Raw genomic sequence first — 19176 nt, 5'->3', positions numbered from 1 at the left:
GGGGTAGCCGAAAAATAGCCCACCGCATTCTTATTACTTTGCGGGGCTTTATATGTCTTCTAGTTTAAATCAGCGTATTCATGCAGTTGAGCAGCATACGCGGAAAAATCGTACTCAATTGTCATTGAAGTGGTCAGTGTTGGCACTTGCTTTAAGCACGGCCATTTTGAGTCCATCCATTGCCGCAGAATCTTTACTGGATGCGAATCAGCAGCCTGTAAGCAAAGCTGCACAACGCAATCTGAATTTTGAGCAAATCTTGCAGGATGTGAAGCAATATCAGGCTGGTACAGGGGTGTGGCAAACACAGCAAGGAATCGCTGAGGCCAATGTAAAACAAGCGGGGTTATGGTCGAATCCAAGTATTTCTATTCAGCAAACCGACTTTAGGTCAGGCAAAGACAAAGAGCTGGAATTTGGTGTTTCACAAAAATTAGACATTTTTGGTCAACGTCGTGCTGCGGTTAAGCTTGCCGATGTACAAGCATCTCAAGTGGGCCTTAATCAGGAACTCTACAATGCGCAACTTGAGTTAGCAGTTAAATATCTGTGGTCGCAAGTCGTGGTGCTAGAGCTGGAACATGATGTGGTTCAGGCACAGTTAAAAACCAGTCAGGACACTTTGGATGCAACGCGCTTAAGGCTCAAAGCGGGCAGCATTGCGCAGGTCGATTTAGATCGTACCTTGATGGCGCATATTGAAAATCAACGGTTATTTCAACAAACCGAACTCTCCTTAGCCACTGCAAAGCGTCAATTGGCGAATCTGTGGGGCAGTACCGATAACCGCTTCTCTACTCAGGCAAGCAATGTCTGGCCACAACAAAAAGATTTGCAAGATTATTTGCAGAACAACTTATTTGAGCGCGCCATTCAACTCGACATTGTGCGTCAAAAAGCCAATATCGATTATTTAAAAGTATCCAACCGACCAAATCCGACGGTCAATTTAGGCATGGTGCAAAGTAAAAGCGCAGAAACCAATTCGACCGATAACAAGTTCCGAGTGGGCATCGATATCCCGTTGAATATTTTTAATCGTCAGCAGTATTCATTACGGATTGCCAATGCCAAACAAGATTTACTGGTCAAACAGCAACAGTTTTACAAACAGCAAAACTTGAATGCCATTCAGACCTTAACTGCAGAGTTGGCGGGATTGAAACAACAGTTCGATCTCGTCAATCAACGACAAATTCCATTGTCTGAAACGGTGCAAGAGAAAATGCTGCTCGGTTTCAAAGTTGGTAAATATGCCATTACCGATGTGCAGCAAGCCACCATGCAATTGCAAGATCAACGTTTAAATAAAGTGCAGTTACTTAAGAGTGCCTGGCAAAAGCAAATTGATGCAGAAAGTTTAGCACTGGGAATTGAGCCGAGTATGGTGAGTTCAAGTGATGCCTTAAATCAGATTAATCAAACCCTTTGGAAAGATACCAATAGCCTTCCCGCTGTAGTAGGAGCAGAATAATGTCGACAAATAAATCTAAAAAGCAGTGGTTTTGGGTCATTCTGGTTATCGCCGTTGGCTTAGTCCTGAGCGCGTTATTATTTTTCACGGGTAAAAACAAAGCCAGCGGTGAGGCAGCAGCTGATAGTCATGGCGAAGGTGAGGAAGGACATACAGAAGGTGAGGCTGGGCAGGCTGAAAGTGAGGAAGGTAGCTTAAACCTAAGCCCAAAACAGATGACTGAATATGGGGTTAAGCTGGCTCAGGTTGGTGTAGGTGAAGTCGGACAGCAATTTGCTTACCCAGCAAAACTGGTGACCAATACCGATCAGCAAGCGCATGTTTCAGCAACCTTTGCTGGGCGTGTGGAAAGTGTCAATGCGGTACTCGGTCAACAAGTCAAGAAAGGGCAAGTATTAGCCACTCTATTTATCCCAGATCTGGTAGATCAGCAAGCCAATTTAAGTATTGCCCAAGAAGCTTTAACGCTTGCACAGCAAGATTATCAACGTGAAAAACAACTTTGGGAACAAGGGGTTTCTGCACGTCAGGATTATCAACGTGCCTATAATGCCTATCGTCAGGCACAGATTCAGGTACAAGCTGCACGTAGCCGCTTATCTGCCTTGGGTGCATCCAGTGGCAGTCAGGGTCGCTATGTCTTGACCGCACCTTTAAGCGGTGTGGTGAGTCTGAAAGATATTGTGGTAGGTGAGCAAATTACCGCCGATAAGCAATTATTTGTAATTGATCAGCTGGATCAACTCTGGATTGAGTTTATTTTACCAAGTGTCAATAACATCAATGTCCAACCAGATCAGCAGATCGAGTTTAAGTCGCTGCAAACCAATAATAGCTTTAAAGCACAGATCCAGACCTTGACCACCGCGGCAGATACCCAGACAGGTCGTTTGCAGGTGCGTGCCAAAGTACTAACCCCAGCCAAAGAATTACGACCTAATTTGATGGTGAACGTATTGTTAGATGGCACGGACAAGAAGCCTGTGCTTCGTGTTGCCAAAGCGGCGATTCAGCAGATCGAGGGTAAAGCTACAGTTTTCGTGGCCAAGCAAGAGAAAGACCAAATGCATTTCACGCCAACACCTGTACAACTGGGTAATTACTCAAGTGATGGGCAGTGGGTGGAAATCCAATCGGGTCTGACTGAAAAGCAACAATATGTCAGTCAAGGCAGTTTCCTTTTGAAATCTGAGATCGAGAAGGGAGAGGCCGAGCATGGACACTAAAGATAAGTTGCAGCTTCCTCCCGCGGAAGGTCTGTTTGATCGGATTATTCAGTTTTCAATCCGCAATGCGATTTGGGTCATGCTGTTTGTGGTGGCGTGGATCGGGGTCGGTATTTATAGCTACCAAAAACTGTCGATTGATGCCGTGCCTGACATTACCAACGTACAGGTGCAGATTAATAGTCAGGCGGGGGGATTCACTGCCCCTGAGGTTGAACAACGCATTACTTATCCGATTGAAAATGCCATGTCGGGTATTCCGAACTTGGAACAAACCCGTTCGATCTCCCGTTACGGCTTGTCCCAAGTCACAGTGATTTTTAAAGATGGTACCGATATCTACTGGGCGCGACAGCTGATTAACCAGCGCCTACAGGAAGCCAAGAGTGCTTTGCCTGATGATATCGATCCACAAATGTCACCGATTTCAACCGGCCTTGGCGAGATCTATCAATGGGTGATCAAGGCTGAACCGAATGCCAAAAAGGCCGATGGTACGCCTTATGAGGCCATGGACTTGCGTGAAATTCAGGACTGGATTGTTCGTCCTCAATTACAACGTGTGCCGGGTGTTGCTGAAATCAATACCATTGGGGGATATAACAAGACCTATGTGGTTTCTCCCGACCTGAAACGTTTGCAACAACTGCAAATTCCCTTATCCGATTTGCAAACTGTACTCACTGAAAATAATGAAAACCGCGGTGCGGGTTTTATTGAAGAAAATGGTCAACAGCTGACGGTACGTATTCCGGGGATGTTGAAAACAGTACAAGACATTGAAAATGTCACGGTCAGTACCAAGAATGGTTTGCCGATTCGTGTTGCCGATGTTGCAACAGTTTCGATTGGCCATGATCTAAGAACCGGTGGTGCAACATACAACGGTGAAGAAACCGTACTCGGTATTGCCATGATGATGATGGGTGAGAACAGTAAATCCATCGCTCAAGCACTCGACAGCAAAATGCAGGAAATCAAACGTTCATTGCCTGAAGGGGTGGTGGTCGAAACGGTCTATAACCGCAGTAACTTGGTTGATAAAGCCATTAAGACGGTGGCGAAGAACCTGATCGAAGGTGCAATCTTGGTGATTGTGATCCTGTTTGTGTTCTTGGGTAACTTCCGTGCGGCATTGATTACCGCCTGTATTATTCCCTTATCCATGTTGTTTACCCTGACAGGGATGGCGGAGCAGAAAATCAGTGCCAACCTGATGAGTTTAGGCGCATTGGACTTCGGGATTATCGTCGATGGTGCGGTGGTGATTGTCGAAAACTGTATCCGACGGCTGGCAGAGGCTCAACACCATAAAGGTCGACTCCTGACCCGTTCAGAACGCTTTACCGAAGTGTTCTTGGCGGCAAAACAGGCAAGACGTCCGCTGATTTTTGGACAAATCATCATTATGGTGGTGTATTTGCCAATCTTTGCACTGGCAGGCGTAGAAGCGAAAATGTTCCACCCAATGGCAATGACCGTGGTCTTGGCCTTGATTGGTGCGATTATTTTATCCGTAACCTTTGTTCCTGCTGCGGTGGCGTTATTTGTTACTGGTGAGGTCAAAGAGAAAGAAAGTCGTTGGATGGCCGCCTTAAAAAACGGTTATAAATCCTTGCTGGATAAAGCCTATGCTTTCCGCTATGTGGTGGTGGCCGGTGCGGTGACTATTTTGGTACTCACCGCTGCGATTGGTTCGCGTGTCGGTAGTGAGTTTGCGCCACAACTGAGTGAGGGTGACTTTGCTTTACAGTTGATGCGTGCACCAAGTACCGGAATTGAAGAGTCACTGAAGATTCAGGAAAGTGTTGAGAAGCAATTGCTCGCAGAGTTTCCAGAAATCAAAGCGATCTTTGCCCGTACAGGTACGGCCGAAGTGGCAACGGATGTGATGCCCCCTAATATTTCTGATGCAATCGTTCTGTTAAAGCCGCGTGATCAATGGCCTGATAAATCGGAAACCATTGACGAGCTTCGAACCAAAATGTTGGCTTATGTTGAGAAAATTCCAGGTAACAACAGTGAGTTTTCACAACCGATTGAATTACGTTTCAACGAACTGATTTCAGGCGTACGTAGTGATATTGGGGTGAAAATTTTTGGTGATGATATGCAGGTATTGAACCAAGAAGCAGAAAAAGTTGCTCAAACCTTGAGAACCATCACAGGTTCGAGTGAAGTGAAGGTTGAGCAAACTGATGGTTTACCTTTACTCAATGTCGATATCGACCATGCATTGGCTGCGCAATACGGTTTATCAGTGAAATCCATTCAGGATTTGGTTGCTGCAAGTATTGGTGGACAAAGTGTTGGGCAGATTTTACAGGGTGACCGTCGTTTTGATTTTGTAGTGCGTTTGGATGATGGGATGCGTACGCCGCAGCAACTGGCCATGCTGCCGATTCAGCTGCCGAATGGTGGTTTGATCAAACTACAAGACGTGGCAAAAGTGGAGAATATTTTAGGCTTGGCGCAAGTCAGCCGTGAAAATGGCAAACGCCGGGTTGTGGTCACCACCAACGTACGCGACCGCGATTTGGGCTCATTTGTGGGTGAAATGCAGCAGAAATTATCTCAGCAAAAATTACCAAGCGGTTATTGGCTTGGTTATGGCGGTCAGTTTGAAAATCTGGCCTCGGCAAAAGCCAGAATGCAGATTGTGGTGCCATTGGCATTGCTGATGATCTTTGTTCTGTTGATGGCGGTGTTTAATAACTTTAAAGAAAGCTTGCTGGTGTTTAGTGGTGTGCCATTTGCCCTATCGGGCGGTTTGGTGGCGCTATGGCTACGCGACATTCCTTTGTCGATGTCGGCAGGTGTCGGTTTTATTGCGCTCTCTGGTGTCGCCGTGCTGAATGGTCTGGTGATGCTGAGCTTTATTAAAGAGTTACGAGAGCAATATGATGTTCATTACGCTACATGGCATGGCGCGGTATTACGCTTACGCCCTGTCTTGATGACTGCTTTTGTTGCATCGCTTGGCTTTATCCCAATGGCGATTGCCACAGGTACGGGTGCAGAAGTTCAGCGCCCACTGGCAACCGTGGTGATTGGCGGGATTATTTCATCCACCTTGCTGACCCTGCTGATTTTGCCCGTGGTGTATCGTTGGATGAATGAAGCCAAACAGGACAAACGTCAGGAAAGTGCAATTTAATCTGTTTATGCTATCTTCTTAATGAAGCACTTTATTAAGAAGAATCTGAACCAGCCAAAGCGATTTTCGCCTTGGCTGACTTTAAGACTGCAACAGGTCTTATTCAATTATGATAAGGAGTCCAACATGGGTGGACATCAAGGGCATGACCATAGTCATGCAGCGGTCACAGAAGGTAATATCAAAAAACTCACTATTGCGCTGATACTGACTTCAACCTTCTTAGTGGTTGAAGTGGTTGCGGGTTTAATCACCCAGAGTTTGGCGTTACTGTCCGATGCAGCACATATGTTTACCGATGCGGCTGCATTAGCGATTGCTTTAGTGGCAATTAAAATTGCCAAACGTCCCGCAGATAACAAACGTACTTTTGGTTATCAGCGTTTTGAGATTTTGGCAGCCTTATTTAATGCCTCGATGCTGTTTTTTGTGGCAATGTACATTCTGTACGAAGCTTACCAGCGCTTTACGCAACCGCCTGAAATTCAAAGTGTCGGTATGTTGATTGTGGCGAGCTTGGGTCTGATTATTAATTTAATTTCCATGAAATTGTTAATGTCTAGTGCGGCTGAAAGCTTGAATATGAAAGGCGCATATTTAGAAGTGCTGAGTGATGCATTAGGTTCAGTGGCTGTTATCGTGGGTGCAGTGGTGATTTATTTCACCAATTGGTATTGGGTCGACACCATTCTCGCAGTTGCGATTGGTTTCTGGGTATTGCCGAGAACGTGGATTCTGCTCAAGCAGAGTATCAATATCTTGTTGGAAGGTGTGCCAGAAGAGGTCGATATTGAAAAGTTACGTAATGATCTACTGGGATTGGATGGCGTTGAGAGTATTCATCAGTTAAAGGTCTGGGCGATTACCTCGAAGAATATTCATTTGACTGTACATTTATTTGCACCGAGAGCTGATCGTAATCAATTACATCGTGCTGCGATTGAGATGTTGTCGCATGAGCATGGCATTGCTGAGGTGACTTTGCAAATTGAAGATGATGAAGAAATGAATTGCCAGCATACCCATCAACATGATGAGAAAGCTTAACAAGATCCTTCACATCAGCATTAAGCTGATGTGAATATTTTTTTGATAATAATTAATTCTGCCATTCGTTGTTGCAGTCACGACATTTCCAATGTTTTTGTGCCTGCATAAACGCTTGCATTGAAATTTTAAAGTCAGGTAGATCACGCCAGAATAAAACCCCTGCAATTACACAGATCGCAAACACTACGACGGTCGCAATTTGCAGACCTTGGCCGGCACCATTGCCAAAAATCCACATCGCAACGCTAATCAAGACCAAAATTAATAAAATAAAAATGGCAGGAACCAGAAGCACCAAACTTTTGGGTACATTCGGACGAGGGCTGTTAGCACCCTGACTGACAGGCATAATTTTCACGCTTTGACATTTAGGGCAACGGTATTGCATAGAAGATTCCTATTCTGTTTTGTCCATTTTAGCGAAAATTATGCAAAAGCAAAAATCTTGAGCCTTTCAAATACATAAATTTACTTATTTTGTTGTTTATGATGCCACAAAGTCGATTTTTACATTTGTTTGAAAAGCTTGCTACAGCTCGTCTAAAGCCATTCGCAAAAGTCAGGGCAGTCTGTTAAGTTGCAAGATGAGTGGGTTGAATAATGCGAAAGGAAACGCATGTTAAGCACCAAGATTCTAAAGTTGCGTTTATCTCGCATTCAGAAGGGCAAAGAACATTTATCTAGCCAAGATAAGTTGATGTTGGTGACGATGCAAAGCCCTGATCTCAGTGCGCACTTCCTCCTACGTTTATTTAAGGTGACTTTACCCAAGCAGTGGAAATTCAGGCATGAGGATGCTGAAGACATTCTCTATGCCAGCCAATTGATTCAGTTGATTGAGGATGAGCTGCTGAGTGCTTATGAGTCGCATGCGCGTAAGTATGCATGGTATGAGCAGTGTTTGGTCTATCGTCTGAATTTCATTGAGACTCAGCCGAATCAGCAACATATCAATGGCTATCTACGTCAGTTGGATCGCTGTCTGGATCAACAACCGAAAATTGATCTTTTACATTATTTTCAACAACATTATCCAAGTGCGCAACATGCGATTGCGCTAGCCAAAGCCTATGCAGGGGCAGCACAATACAGTCAAGCAATTGAATACTATGAATGGGCGGCACAACAATCGCAGCACCGTAATGAAACTGCCTTTTATGCTTATATTGATTGTCTGTTGAGTCGCAATCAGCCTGAATGTCAGCCACAGTTGAGTGATGTTGAATATGCGCTGCATTTGTTACTCCATCATCTGAAACCGATTGACCAGAACAACCAGACCCAACGATTACAGCGTGCAGTCAGTTTGTTATTACCTGAGTCGATACTGCGGACACGAGCTTCAAATAGCAATCTATTGGCAGATATGGGACGTGGCCTAAATTCGCTCGGGAAATCCTTAAATAGCATTTTTGGCGCTAAGCAATCGCATCTCCCTTTTAGTCAGGACGTGATTGCAACCGCACCGCAGCTTTTAACAGCACAGTGTGTGCTCTCAAGCTTGGTTCAGCAAAACACGATGCAAGTCGCCTGGCAGCATCTTCTGGAGCAGAATACGGTCAGTACAGGGCAGGCTGATCTAGCGCTGACTTGTTTATGGCAAGCCATCCAGCGGAATGCAGAGATTTTGCGCTTATTACAGCAACCTGTTCACCATGAGGAATTGCTTACTGAGCTGACTCCAATTGAGTCGAAGCCAAAGCCTGATTTTGATCCGGGGCATATTCAGATGATTCTGGAACAAGGGCTGATGGCGTATTTAGGAGACATCCGTTTGAATAAACAACATCCTGAGCGGGAGGCTCTTTATGAGCAACGTGATGTGCTTGTTCAGGAGATGATTGCTTTTGCTGTCTGGTTCAATCAGGAGGTTTTAGCTCCATATCTGCAACAACAAAGCCAGCAGTTTGAGCAAGTGCGAAATGGATTGAGATTATTGGATGCCTCGGCCTTGAGTAGCGGACTATTTGCCTTGCAGTTTGAAATGCAAAAACGTGCGCAGGATCTCGCTGATTGGATGACGCTAAAACTGGTAAAAGGGAATGAATTTGATCAAATGCAAGCGGCTTGGGTGGCATTACGTGAATGCTCGAATTTTGGTGGTGGGCAGGAGAAAGTGCAGCGACTTGAGTCCACATTAGAGCAGTATAAAACGTTGCGTTCGAGTCAGATTCTCGTTACAGCAATTGAGAATGAACAACAACTGAAGCAAGTTGATCAGTGATAGTGTTTTCTGAAAAAGATGAAGTGAATAGGAGGAATAAATAATTTGAAGCTGTGCAACAAAAATAAGCAAATTGCTGTGCAGAGCATGCTAATCTACAGAAAAACGTCTAATAAGTTCAGAAAGCAGATCGACGCTCATAAGAAAAATGAGCCAGTAGCAAAGGGAAGAGGGAGAGCATCTTGAATCGACAAGATGATAAAAAGGCGATGTTCGATATTATGCCAGCAGATGTATCTTCATCTGATGATAAACCATCATTATCACGTCGACTAATTAATAAAACATTGCAACATGCACAAGATGCGGTGGAATTTGCCAGCGATACTTCTCGTAACATTGCAGGTGTGGCAGATGCTGCACTAGATGCCTTAGATCATGTCACACACCAGACCAAGCGCGGTGTTGAAGGAGTGCGTAATACGGTACGCGATATGGTGTCAGAAACGAGCGAGGTCGCACGTCAGGTTGCTTTGGCGATGGCAAGAACATCATTGGGGAAAAGCAGTCTCACCTTATATTTACCAGAAATGCTGTTGAATAATCAAATTCGTAAAAGAATGGATCGCAGCGAAATTGATGATATTAAAATTGAATGTGGTAATGATCGATTCCATATTGAACTCGATGGACACTATCGTCGTTTTCTGTATCGACTTTCGCTCGAATTTAATGTCTTAGAGTGTCGTATTGGGCAGGAAAAGTATTTGCGTCTACGCCAAGTCGATGAGCATCTTGATCTACAAATTCGCCATGGCGGCACCTTAACCAATTGGGCTGCACGTCGAGTGGGCAATGTCAGTTTTGAATTAATTAATTCTTTGCCGATTCCCTTCCTGATTAATCATTTGATTCGTGATGTCCCAGGGATTCAAAAAGAAGGGCATCGCTTGTGGTATATCGATCTGGAAGAGGCTGGCTTTATTGATTTCATTAATAACCGTTCGTGGATGGTGGATAAGTTATTAAACCTGACCGATTTTAGTATCTTACCGGGTTTAAATATCTTGCAGGAAAGCCGTGAGTTGGTACAACAACTGGTTGATCAATTCGAGATCCGTGGTCTGCGTGTGCAATCTGGACGTCTAGAAGTTCAGGTCGGGATTGGAACTGAATAGGCAATAAAAAAGCCACTGTCAATGCAGTGGCTTTTTTAGAATTTGGCGTCCCTACGGGGATTCGAACCCCGGTTACCGCCGTGAAAGGGCGATGTCCTAGGCCTCTAGACGATAGGGACTTATCGGAGGAGATTTACTTACAGAATATGAAACATATCGCTTGTAAGCCTAAATTCTCAGCAAGATGATTTATCTTTGCTTTTCCTCGAATTTAGTGGCGTCCCTACGGGGATTCGAACCCCGGTTACCGCCGTGAAAGGGCGATGTCCTAGGCCTCTAGACGATAGGGACGTTTCAGAGGTGGGCGTATATTAGGGTGAATTAGATAGGGTGTCAAACACTTTTCTGAATAAAATTTAAAAAAAGTGAATAAGTGTCTAAAAATAAAACATATCGCAGAATAAATAATCAAAAATAAGCAGTTAAGCGAAAAAATTATCAAACAAATGGTTTATTGGTAGATATAAAAATGCAGCTTAAGCTGCATTTTTTCTGAGATTTGATTATTTACGGTTTCGATAGAAAACATAATGACTTAGGTAACATGCTGCAATAAACAGCAAACAACCAATAAAGCCTGCTTGCATCTCAGGGTCTGCCGCCATACTTAAGCCAGTAATAAAGCAGAAGATAAAACCTAAGATGGGTACGATAGGATAAAGCGGTGCAGCAAATTTTAAGTCTTTTGCGCTATGGCCCGCTTTGTACCATTGGCGTCTAAAGTTAAATTGGCTCCAGCAAATACTCATCCACACGATGACCATGGTAAATGCCGCAACACCTAATAAATTCTTAAAAATTGTTTCAGGGGCAAAGTGCTCTGATAACAGACCAGGAATCGCACCAAACATGGTCACGACCAGTGCAATAATTGGGGTGCCACTTTTTGATAAGCGCGAGAATACACTTGGTAACTGACGCTGATCTGATAAAGACCACATCATACGTGATGCAGCATAAAGACCTGAGTTTGCAGCAGAAAGAAGTGCGGTAATAATCACGAAACGGATAATGTCGTCGGCATAAGGAATACCAATGTAGTTAAATACCGTCACGAAAGGACTGCTACTCACCCCTTCACCACCTAAGCCCGCGACTTGGAATGGCAATAAGGCACTGATCACCACGATTGTGCCGACAAAGAAAATCAATAAACGCCAGATCGCGGCATTGATTGCCTTTGGAACATTCTCAGCAGGGTCTTTGGTCTCACCTGCAGCAACACCAATCAATTCTGTACCTGAAAAGGCAAAATTCACAATCAACATGGTGGTAAAGATTGGAATGAGCCCTTGCGGGAACCAGCCGTGTGCAGTCAAATTGTGAAATAGTGGTGCTGATTCATAGCCATTGAATGAGATCAAACCAAAAATTGCCAATAAACCAAGGATAATGAAGGCAATCACGGTCACAACTTTAACTAGGGCTAACCAGAATTCGGATTCGGCGAACATTCGGGTTGAGGTGAGATTTAACCCCAAAATGGTGACTGCAAAGATAATGGTCCAAATCCACATGGAAATGTGTGGAAACCATTCCTGCATCAGTAAGGCCGCAGCGGTAAATTCTGTACCTAAAGTTGCGGTCCACGTGAGCCAGTAGACCCAAGAAATCATATAACCTGTGCCTGGACCAATATATTTTTGAGCGTATGCACCAAAAGATCCAGCAACAGGCATGTGTACTGCAAGCTCACCTAAGCAGAGCATAACCATATAAGCAATTAAGCCACCTAAAACATAGGCAATAATTGCACCCACAGGGCCGGTTTGAGCGATAACTTCGCCAGAACCTAAAAACAAACCTGTACCAATCGCGCCACCTAAAGAAAGCATGACTAAATGGCGAGTGCTCATGGCACGCTTTAGCGTTGTTGGTTCTGAATTCGCATTTGAGTTGGAAGATTGCATACGACAATTTGTCCAAGCATAGAGAAGCGGCTATTTTATGGAAAATTCGAAAATGTGCAATCTGCTTGAGAAAGATTATTAGAAAAATATAATTATTATATTCGAGAATATGGCGTCCCTACGGGGATTCGAACCCCGGTTACCGCCGTGAAAGGGCGATGTCCTAGGCCTCTAGACGATAGGGACAGATGAGGCAACACATACATGACTGAAAGCCTAACTTCATCTCGGAAAAGCATTGCGATTTCGAGACTCTGGTGGAGCCAAGCAGGATCGAACTGCTGACCTCTACAATGCCATTGTAGCGCTCTACCAACTGAGCTATGACCCCAGAATGTGTGAGCGCAATATTAGGGGGAATGCGCTCACACGTCAATCATTAAACTGAATTAAGTCTCACTATTTGCATCATTTTTCGGCAATTTTAGTGATTCATTTAGCTTTTCCCAAACTTTTAGCTCTTTCTTGCTTGGTCCACCGACAAGTTCTAGGGCGTGACGTAAACGTGCAAAAGTCAAATCAGGGCCGAGAGTAACCATCGCTTGCATGACAGGTGTTGAACTAGTCGAACCTGCAATCGCAATAAAGAAGGCTGGCATGAAATCACGTAATTTGATTTCCATCTGATTTGCCAAGTCCATCAAGGTTTGGCTGACGGTATCATTGTTCCAGGTAAACTGACTTTCTAAACGCCAAATTGCAAATTGTAGGCTCTGACGAACTTGTTCTTCAGTCAATTTTTTGCTTTCAAACTGCTCTTTGCTGATTTGTGGCATATGGTTGAAGTAAAAACCAGCCCAATTCACGGCTTCAGAGAGTAAGTTGATACGCGGTTGAATCGCTGCAGCAATGTCTTCAAGGGTTTGACGGTCACTTTTCCATGCCAACAAGCGGTCTAGAAGCTGTCCTGGCGTCAATCCTTTGATCCACTGACCATTGAGCCAGTTGAGTTTTTCAACGTCAAAGATTGGTCCACCCAGCGAAACACGCTGTACATCAAAGTTTTGAATCATGTCTTCTAGGGTGAATACTTCACGTTCATCAGGCATTGACCAACCCATACGACCTAAATAATTTAATAACGCTTCTGGTAAAACACCGATGTCACGATAGTAGTTGATTGAGGTTGGGTTTTTACGTTTAGACAGTTTCGATTTGTCTGGGTTACGCAACAATGGCATGTGACACAATGTTGGCATGTCCCAACCGAAATATTGATACAGTAATTGATGCTTCGGTGCAGATGGTAACCACTCCTCACCACGTAACACGTGAGTGATTTCCATTAAGTGGTCATCCACTACATTGGCAAGGTGGTAGGTTGGTAAACCATCCGTTTTTAACAGCACCTGCATGTCAACTTGTGCCCATGGAATCTCAACTTCACCACGGAGTAAGTCATTAATTTTACAAATGCCTTCCTCTGGTACTTTCATACGGATGACATGGGGCTCACCCGCAGCAAGACGACGTTGTACTTCTTCTTGTGATAATTTTAAGCCGCGGCCATCATATTTAGGTGTTTCGCCACGCGCTTGTTGTTCTGCACGCATTTGATCAAGTTCTTCTGCGGTTGCAAAACAATAGAAAGCGTGGCCTTTTTCAATCAAGTCAAGCGCGTATTGCTTATAAATACCCATACGCTCTGATTGGCGATAAGGGGCATGTGGGCCACCCACATCTGGACCTTCTGACCAGTTCAGACCTAACCAACGCAAAGAATCTAAAATCATCTTTTCAGATTCAGGCGTTGAGCGAAGTTGATCCGTATCTTCAATACGTAAAATAAACTCACCGCCATGCTGTTTGGCAAAACATAGATTAAATAACGCAATATAAGCTGTGCCTACATGTGGAAAACCTGTAGGAGAAGGCGCAATACGGGTACGAACTTTCATAAATGATCGGAGCTTAAATTTAAATTGAAACTATTATAACGAAAAAGCCTAGTCACAGCATGACTAGGCTTGATTTAAACATGTGAAGGGGCACATATTTAAAATTTAAGAAGTATGTGGCTGGAATATAGTTTGAACGAAACGTGAAAAACGTTCATGTTGACTGGCAAAGAACGTTTGTGTTGGTGTGGTACGAATCGTATTCAACATTTTTAACTCATCGTCTGACGATGGTAACAAACCTGTATTACGTTTTTGTTGATCAAGCGCTTTAACAATTAAGCTTGAAGATGATTTATCAATTGTTTTTATGTTATTACTTTCTTTAATTGCTGCCGCATGCCCCATTTGAACAGAAGCTGCTAAAAATAAGCTTAAGCCTAGTGCTTTTTTCAATTTTAATGCTCGCATTGCTCACATCCCCTTCATGATTTTGAGTCTACAAGACTAACCAAACAACTATAGTATTGCTTTAATAATACGATTTAAACATAAATCTTAATAAAAAAGTATAACTACGTCACACTTTTTACAAAAATCTTAAAATTTGACACATCTTGACATGTATTTATAGCAAAATGGCTACTTTGTGTGCAAGTTGAATTTAGCAAGCAAATGTGTAGAAAAAGTGGAGAATGATAATTTTTCTCATTTTGCCATAAAAATAAAAGGCTGAGTATTGTTTTAATACAAAAAATACGGGCTAGGGCTATATCTTAAAAATAGAATAGTAATAAAGTTATTGATATAACTATATGATTGTAAATTATTTTTAAAGAAATATAGTGATGACAAACGGGGCGAAATGAGTAAACAATAAATGAAAACTGTCATCGCAGCAGCATTGTTGGCGTTGGGCTTAAATGGTGTAGCACAAGCGGCAACTACTTTTTTAAACGTGTCTTATGATCCAACACGTGAGTTTTATCAAGAATACAATCAAGCATTTGGTCAGTACTGGAAAAAGAGAACAGGACAAGATGTTGACTTCAAGCAGTCGCATGGTGGCTCAGGTAAACAGGCACGCTCAGTCATCGATGGCTTACAGGCAGACGTTGTAACGCTCGCATTGGCCAATGATATTGATGAAATTGCCAATGCTGGTTTAATTCGTAAAGACTGGCAAAAACAATTTAAAGACAATTCGGCACCCTACACTTCTACGGTGGTGTTCTTGGTGCGTAAAGGCAACCCGAAGAATATTCGTGACTGGAATGACTTGACCAAGTCAGGTGTGGAAATTATCACTCCAAACCCAAAAACCGGTGGTGCGCCGCGTTGGATTTATTTATCGGCTTGGGGTTATGCATTGAAACAGCCAGGTGGTAATGATGCCAAGGCACGTGAGTTGGTGAAAAAGCTTTATCAAAATGTCAAAGTCTTAGACTCTGGTGCACGTGGTTCACTCACCACTTTTGCTGAACGTGGCATTGGTGATGTGTTGTTGTCTTGGGAAAATGAAGCATTATTGGCAACTCAAGGCTTAGGGAAAGATAAATTTGAAATTGTGTATCCTTCAATTTCGATTTTGGCTGAACCTTCTGTGGCTATCGTTGATAAAACTGTCGATAAAAATGGCAACCGTCAATTGGCGCGTGGTTACTTAAATTTCCTTTATTCACCTTTAGGACAAGAGTTGGCTGCGAAATATTATTTCCGTCCACGTAATCCACAGGTTGCTGCCAAATATGCGCAACAATTTCCAAAGATTAAATTATTCAAGATTGATGATGTGTTTGGTGGTTGGGCAAAAGCACAAAAAACACACTTTGTGAATGGTGCGATTTTTGACCAGATTTATGCGGAAAAACCATAAATCTAGTTGTTACTGAGATTAAAGAGAACGATCGAAAAGCAAATACCGAAGGTGTTTGCTTTTTTATTGAGTGAAAAATGATAAGAAAACGGTTTTATCTATGAAAAGTTAAGAATTCTCTACAAAAAGTCGTTTGGTGCTGGCATAAAACAAGGTGATAATGTGCAGTTACATTTTCAGCTGTTGATTCATTTCTTATGTCGCATATTTCTGTCTTACTTCATGAAACCGTTGATGGCGTATTGGCAGGTCGCGATACTGGTATTTTTGTCGACGCGACCTTTGGTCGTGGTGGGCATACCAAGTTGTTACTTTCAAAATTAGACCAAAATGCACGTGTTTACGCCTTCGATAAAGACCCGCAAGCCCTTGAAGTTGCAGCACAATTAGAACAAGACGATCCGCGTTTTAAAATTATTCATGCTAGTTTTGCAGATATTCAATCCGAGTTAGCTCAAATTGGTCTGACTGAAGTTGATGGCATTATGGCTGACTTAGGGGTGTCATCACCACAACTGGACCAAGCTGAACGTGGTTTTAGCTTCATGCAAAATGGGCCGCTGGATATGCGAATGGATAATTCGCAAGGTCTAACAGCAGCTGAGTGGTTGCTTGAAATTGAAGAAGAAAAACTCGCAAATATTATTTACCAATATGGTGAAGAACGTTATAGCCGTCGAATTGCCAAAGCCATTAAACTGGCAGGTGAAATGACAACGACTGCCCAACTAGCAGAAGTGGTTAAAACTGCGCATCCGAAATGGGAAAAGCATAAGCATCCTGCAACGCGTACTTTTCAGGCGATTCGTATTGCCATTAACAAAGAACTCGATGATATCGAGACATTTTTACCGCAAGCTGTCACATTATTAAAACCAACTGCGCAGCTGGCAGTGATTAGCTTTCATTCTTTGGAAGATCGTTTAATCAAGCAGTTTATTCAAAAAGAATCGAGTTTGGCTGAAGACACGGGCTGGGGGATGCCTCAAGCACAGGTCGATACTCGACGTTTAAAGAAAGTTTCTCGTATTCGTGCGAGTGAAGCAGAAGTAAAAGCAAATCCTCGTTCGCGTAGTGCATGGCTACGTGTGGCTGAGCGTTTAGAGCAAAAAGGCTGAGAATGAACAACAAGAATGATGACGACGTTAAACCAAGCAGCAGAAAAGGACTGAAAAAGGTTGTTGTGTATGCTGTACTCGTTGCATTGGTGTTTACAAGTGCGATGATGGTGGTATTTCAAGTGTTTGAATACCGTCATGATTATCGTGACTTGAGTGCATATATGCGTGAAAGAGATGATTTAAACGCTGAATGGGGGCGTTTATTGATTGAACAGCAAACTTTTGGTGCAACTGCACAGATCGGTTCTCGCGCAGTCACACAACTGCGTATGTTCTCACCTCCAGCCACGCAGACGGTTGTGATTTCTTTACCTATGACTTCAAAGCAAGATAAATAAGGCATGCTGTATGGCAGATAAGCGAAGTAAACCAATACGAAAAAAACAGCAGTCTATTTCTGAAAGACCGACCCTTGCTTTGGATATGTGGCGATTTTATCTGCTTTGGGGAACGGTGCTCCTTTGTTTTGTTGTGTTGATTGCACGTGCATTCTATGTACAAGTGGTCAATAAAGACTTTTTGCAAAATAAGGCCAATGCCAATATTTTAAGGACTGAGCGTTTAGAAGCGATGCGTGGTGTGATCAGTGATCGCCATGGCGTACCTTTGGCGATTAGTACTCCGATTATGAAAATTGTGATGGACCCAAGAGATTATTGGGAAACCAAACAGCAATTTGATGACATCACGGCAGAACTCAAAAAAGACCCGAATAATCGTAAATTAAAACGTCAATTGCCTGATAAAAACTTGAACCTAGATGAATTGGCAGATGCAGTGGGGGTAGATCGTGCAGATTTAAAGAAACAAATGCAGGCACGTCCACGTTCACGTTATTTAGTTTTGCAAAAAGAAATTCCACCACAGCAAGCTGACTTGATTACCAAGCGTAATTTCCAAGGCGTTTACGCAGAGAAAAGTTATAAACGCTACTACCCGCAACCGCAGCCGAATGCACAGATTATTGGTTTGACCAATAGTGAAGGGGTGGGGATTGAAGGTTTGGAAATGCAACTGAATAAACAGTTGTCAGGCATGGATGGTGAACAGAAAATTATCCGCGATAAAAAGGGTAATCGTCTGAAAGTTTCTGAAGTGATTAAAGAAGTTGAATCAGGTGAAAATGTCACCCTGAGTATCGATTCGCGTTTGCAATATATTATGTACCGTGAACTGACTGCTGCTGGTGTCGCCAACAATGCACGTTCAGCAACTGCGATTGCAGTCGATGTTAAAACGGGTGAAATTTTGGCGATGACCAGTTGGCCGTCGTATAACCCGAACGATAAGAATGGTCTCAGCAATAAAGATGCGATGCGTAACCGTGGCGCGATTGATATGTTTGAACCAGGTTCAACCATGAAACCATTTACAGTGGCTGCAGCTTTGGAAAGCGGGAAATACACGCCAAATACGATTGTTAATACTTCACCGGGATCAATGCGCCTAGGTTGGCATACCATTCGTGATACACATAACTATGGTGCTTTAACCGTTTCAGGCGTGATTATTAAGTCTTCGAACGTCGGTTCGGCAAAAATCGCCTTGTCTTTACCAAAAGATACCGTCCCGTCTTTCTTTAGACGTGCAGGTTTTGGTCATCGTTCAGCGGTGAAGTTTCCAGGTGAAAGTTCTGGTTTGCTCTATTCTGGCGATAAACTCAATCCATCGCAGTTGGGAACCATGGCATATGGTTATGGTTTGAATGCGACAATTTTACAAGTTGCACAAGGCTATGCCATGTTGGCAAATCATGGCGTACAAATGCCATTGAGTTTGCGAAAATTGGATAAGGCTCCAGAAGGCACACAGGTGTTGAGTCCTAAAATTGCCGATCAAGTCCTCACCATGCTTGAACAAGTGACCATGCCTGGTGGTACTGCGAAACAAGCGGTGATTCCTGGCTATCGCGTTGGGGGTAAGACAGGGACAGCGCATAAATTACGTGCAGATCGTAAAGGTTACTCAAACAGTGAGTATCGTGCTTTATTTGCAGGTGTTGCGCCAATCAGCGATCCGCGTTTAGCCATGATTGTCGTGGTTGAAAACCCACAAGGCCGTTACTATGGTGGTTTGGTTGCTGCGCCTGTATTTGCGCGCATCATGCAAGAGTCTTTACGCCTTTTGAATGTGCCTTTAGATAAACCACTTGATACTTCTATAAAATCCAATCCGTAGGTAA

Annotated in this window: 13 protein-coding genes, 4 tRNA genes and 1 pseudogene; 10 read left to right on the top strand and 8 right to left on the bottom strand. The window is 43.4% G+C overall.

Going from position 1 to position 19176, the window contains the following annotated elements; translation table 11 throughout:
* Positions 1–52: 52 nt before the first annotated feature.
* The 4 genes from F902_RS04440 (at position 53) to F902_RS04425 (ending at position 6904) form a co-directional block, all read left to right on the top strand.
* Positions 53–1474 carry a TolC family protein gene (locus F902_RS04440; RefSeq protein ID WP_005201375.1) on the top strand — a complete coding sequence of 474 codons (1422 nt, stop codon included), beginning with the start codon at positions 53–55 and terminating at the stop codon, positions 1472–1474.
* Positions 1474–2700: an efflux RND transporter periplasmic adaptor subunit gene (locus F902_RS04435; RefSeq protein WP_005201374.1), complete on the top strand. Its 1227-nt coding sequence runs from the start codon at positions 1474–1476 to the stop codon at positions 2698–2700. Before F902_RS04440 ends, F902_RS04435 begins: the two co-directional genes overlap by 1 nt.
* Complete coding sequence (locus F902_RS04430) at positions 2690–5857, top strand: efflux RND transporter permease subunit (protein WP_005201373.1); 3168 nt, start codon at positions 2690–2692, stop codon at positions 5855–5857. Before F902_RS04435 ends, F902_RS04430 begins: the two co-directional genes overlap by 11 nt.
* A gap of 126 nt (positions 5858–5983) precedes the next feature.
* Complete coding sequence (locus F902_RS04425; RefSeq protein WP_005201371.1) at positions 5984–6904, top strand: cation diffusion facilitator family transporter; 921 nt, start codon at positions 5984–5986, stop codon at positions 6902–6904.
* Between the two features lie 52 nt (positions 6905–6956).
* Here the strand turns inward: F902_RS04425 and F902_RS04420 are convergent, their stop codons facing one another.
* The gene (locus tag F902_RS04420; protein WP_005201370.1) at positions 6957–7295 is read right to left on the bottom strand and encodes a hypothetical protein; all 339 of its coding nucleotides are present in this window, start codon (positions 7293–7295) and stop codon (positions 6957–6959) included.
* Between the two features lie 228 nt (positions 7296–7523).
* On the opposite strand from F902_RS04420, the gene F902_RS04415 reads away from it, so the two are divergent.
* Both F902_RS04415 and F902_RS04410 read left to right on the top strand, forming a co-directional pair.
* Entirely contained in the window at positions 7524–9131 is a 1608-nt protein-coding gene (locus F902_RS04415) for a hypothetical protein (protein ID WP_005201369.1), read from the top strand.
* Positions 9132–9313: 182 nt separating this feature from the next.
* Positions 9314–10249, top strand: a complete 936-nt coding sequence (locus F902_RS04410) for a hypothetical protein (protein WP_005201368.1) — start codon at positions 9314–9316, stop codon at positions 10247–10249.
* A gap of 43 nt (positions 10250–10292) precedes the next feature.
* On the opposite strand, the gene F902_RS04405 is transcribed toward F902_RS04410, so the two are convergent.
* The 7 genes from F902_RS04405 to F902_RS04375 form a co-directional block, all read right to left on the bottom strand.
* Positions 10293–10368: transfer RNA gene (locus F902_RS04405), tRNA-Glu, on the bottom strand.
* A 96-nt stretch (positions 10369–10464) separates the two neighbouring features.
* Positions 10465–10540, bottom strand: a tRNA-Glu gene (locus tag F902_RS04400).
* Between the two features lie 212 nt (positions 10541–10752).
* Positions 10753–12159, bottom strand: a complete 1407-nt coding sequence (locus F902_RS04395) for an amino acid permease (protein ID WP_005201367.1) — start codon at positions 12157–12159, stop codon at positions 10753–10755.
* A 110-nt stretch (positions 12160–12269) separates the two neighbouring features.
* Positions 12270–12345: transfer RNA gene (locus F902_RS04390), tRNA-Glu, on the bottom strand.
* A 69-nt stretch (positions 12346–12414) separates the two neighbouring features.
* Positions 12415–12490, bottom strand: a tRNA-Ala gene (locus F902_RS04385).
* A gap of 58 nt (positions 12491–12548) precedes the next feature.
* Positions 12549–14057, bottom strand: coding sequence for a glutamate--tRNA ligase (gene gltX, locus F902_RS04380; protein WP_005201366.1), 1509 nt, complete (start codon positions 14055–14057; stop codon positions 12549–12551).
* Positions 14058–14162: 105 nt separating this feature from the next.
* Complete coding sequence (locus tag F902_RS04375; protein WP_374755504.1) at positions 14163–14405, bottom strand: DUF4179 domain-containing protein; 243 nt, start codon at positions 14403–14405, stop codon at positions 14163–14165.
* Between the two features lie 472 nt (positions 14406–14877).
* On the opposite strand from F902_RS04375, the gene F902_RS04370 reads away from it, so the two are divergent.
* The 4 genes and pseudogenes from F902_RS04370 to ftsI all read left to right on the top strand — a co-directional run bounded on the left by F902_RS04370 (position 14878) and on the right by ftsI (position 19176).
* On the top strand, positions 14878–15873 hold the full coding sequence (locus F902_RS04370; RefSeq protein WP_004803885.1) for a sulfate ABC transporter substrate-binding protein: 996 nt from the start codon (positions 14878–14880) through the stop codon (positions 15871–15873).
* Between the two features lie 197 nt (positions 15874–16070).
* Positions 16071–16991, top strand: a complete 921-nt coding sequence (rsmH, locus tag F902_RS04365; protein WP_005201363.1) for a 16S rRNA (cytosine(1402)-N(4))-methyltransferase RsmH — start codon at positions 16071–16073, stop codon at positions 16989–16991.
* 2 nt (positions 16992–16993) lie between these two features.
* The gene (gene ftsL, locus F902_RS04360; protein WP_004803889.1) at positions 16994–17332 is read left to right on the top strand and encodes a cell division protein FtsL; all 339 of its coding nucleotides are present in this window, start codon (positions 16994–16996) and stop codon (positions 17330–17332) included.
* 10 nt (positions 17333–17342) lie between these two features.
* Positions 17343–19176: pseudogene (gene ftsI / locus F902_RS04355) on the top strand (penicillin-binding protein PBP3).

Source organism: Acinetobacter higginsii (assembly GCF_000369525.1).
Taxonomy (GTDB): Bacteria; Pseudomonadota; Gammaproteobacteria; order Pseudomonadales; family Moraxellaceae; genus Acinetobacter; species Acinetobacter higginsii.
The sequence above is the reverse complement of the archived record's forward strand: the minus strand, read 5'-3'. Positions and strand labels throughout refer to the sequence as shown.

Bases quoted from the DNA above. Each gene is read 5' to 3' on its own strand.
- F902_RS04395 (WP_005201367.1), bottom strand. From the start codon at position 12,159: ATGCAATCTTCCAACTCAAATGCGAATTCAGAACCAACAACGCTAAAG.
- ftsL (WP_004803889.1), top strand. From the start codon at position 16,994: ATGAACAACAAGAATGATGACGACGTTAAACCAAGCAGCAGAAAAGGA.
- F902_RS04415 (WP_005201369.1), top strand. From the start codon at position 7,524: ATGTTAAGCACCAAGATTCTAAAGTTGCGTTTATCTCGCATTCAGAAG.
- F902_RS04430 (WP_005201373.1), top strand. From the start codon at position 2,690: ATGGACACTAAAGATAAGTTGCAGCTTCCTCCCGCGGAAGGTCTGTTT.
- F902_RS04435 (WP_005201374.1), top strand. From the start codon at position 1,474: ATGTCGACAAATAAATCTAAAAAGCAGTGGTTTTGGGTCATTCTGGTT.
- F902_RS04370 (WP_004803885.1), top strand. From the start codon at position 14,878: ATGAAAACTGTCATCGCAGCAGCATTGTTGGCGTTGGGCTTAAATGGT.
- F902_RS04375 (WP_374755504.1), bottom strand. From the start codon at position 14,405: ATGGGGCATGCGGCAGCAATTAAAGAAAGTAATAACATAAAAACAATT.
- F902_RS04420 (WP_005201370.1), bottom strand. From the start codon at position 7,295: ATGCAATACCGTTGCCCTAAATGTCAAAGCGTGAAAATTATGCCTGTC.
- rsmH (WP_005201363.1), top strand. From the start codon at position 16,071: ATGTCGCATATTTCTGTCTTACTTCATGAAACCGTTGATGGCGTATTG.
- gltX (WP_005201366.1), bottom strand. From the start codon at position 14,057: ATGAAAGTTCGTACCCGTATTGCGCCTTCTCCTACAGGTTTTCCACAT.
- F902_RS04425 (WP_005201371.1), top strand. From the start codon at position 5,984: ATGGGTGGACATCAAGGGCATGACCATAGTCATGCAGCGGTCACAGAA.
- F902_RS04440 (WP_005201375.1), top strand. From the start codon at position 53: ATGTCTTCTAGTTTAAATCAGCGTATTCATGCAGTTGAGCAGCATACG.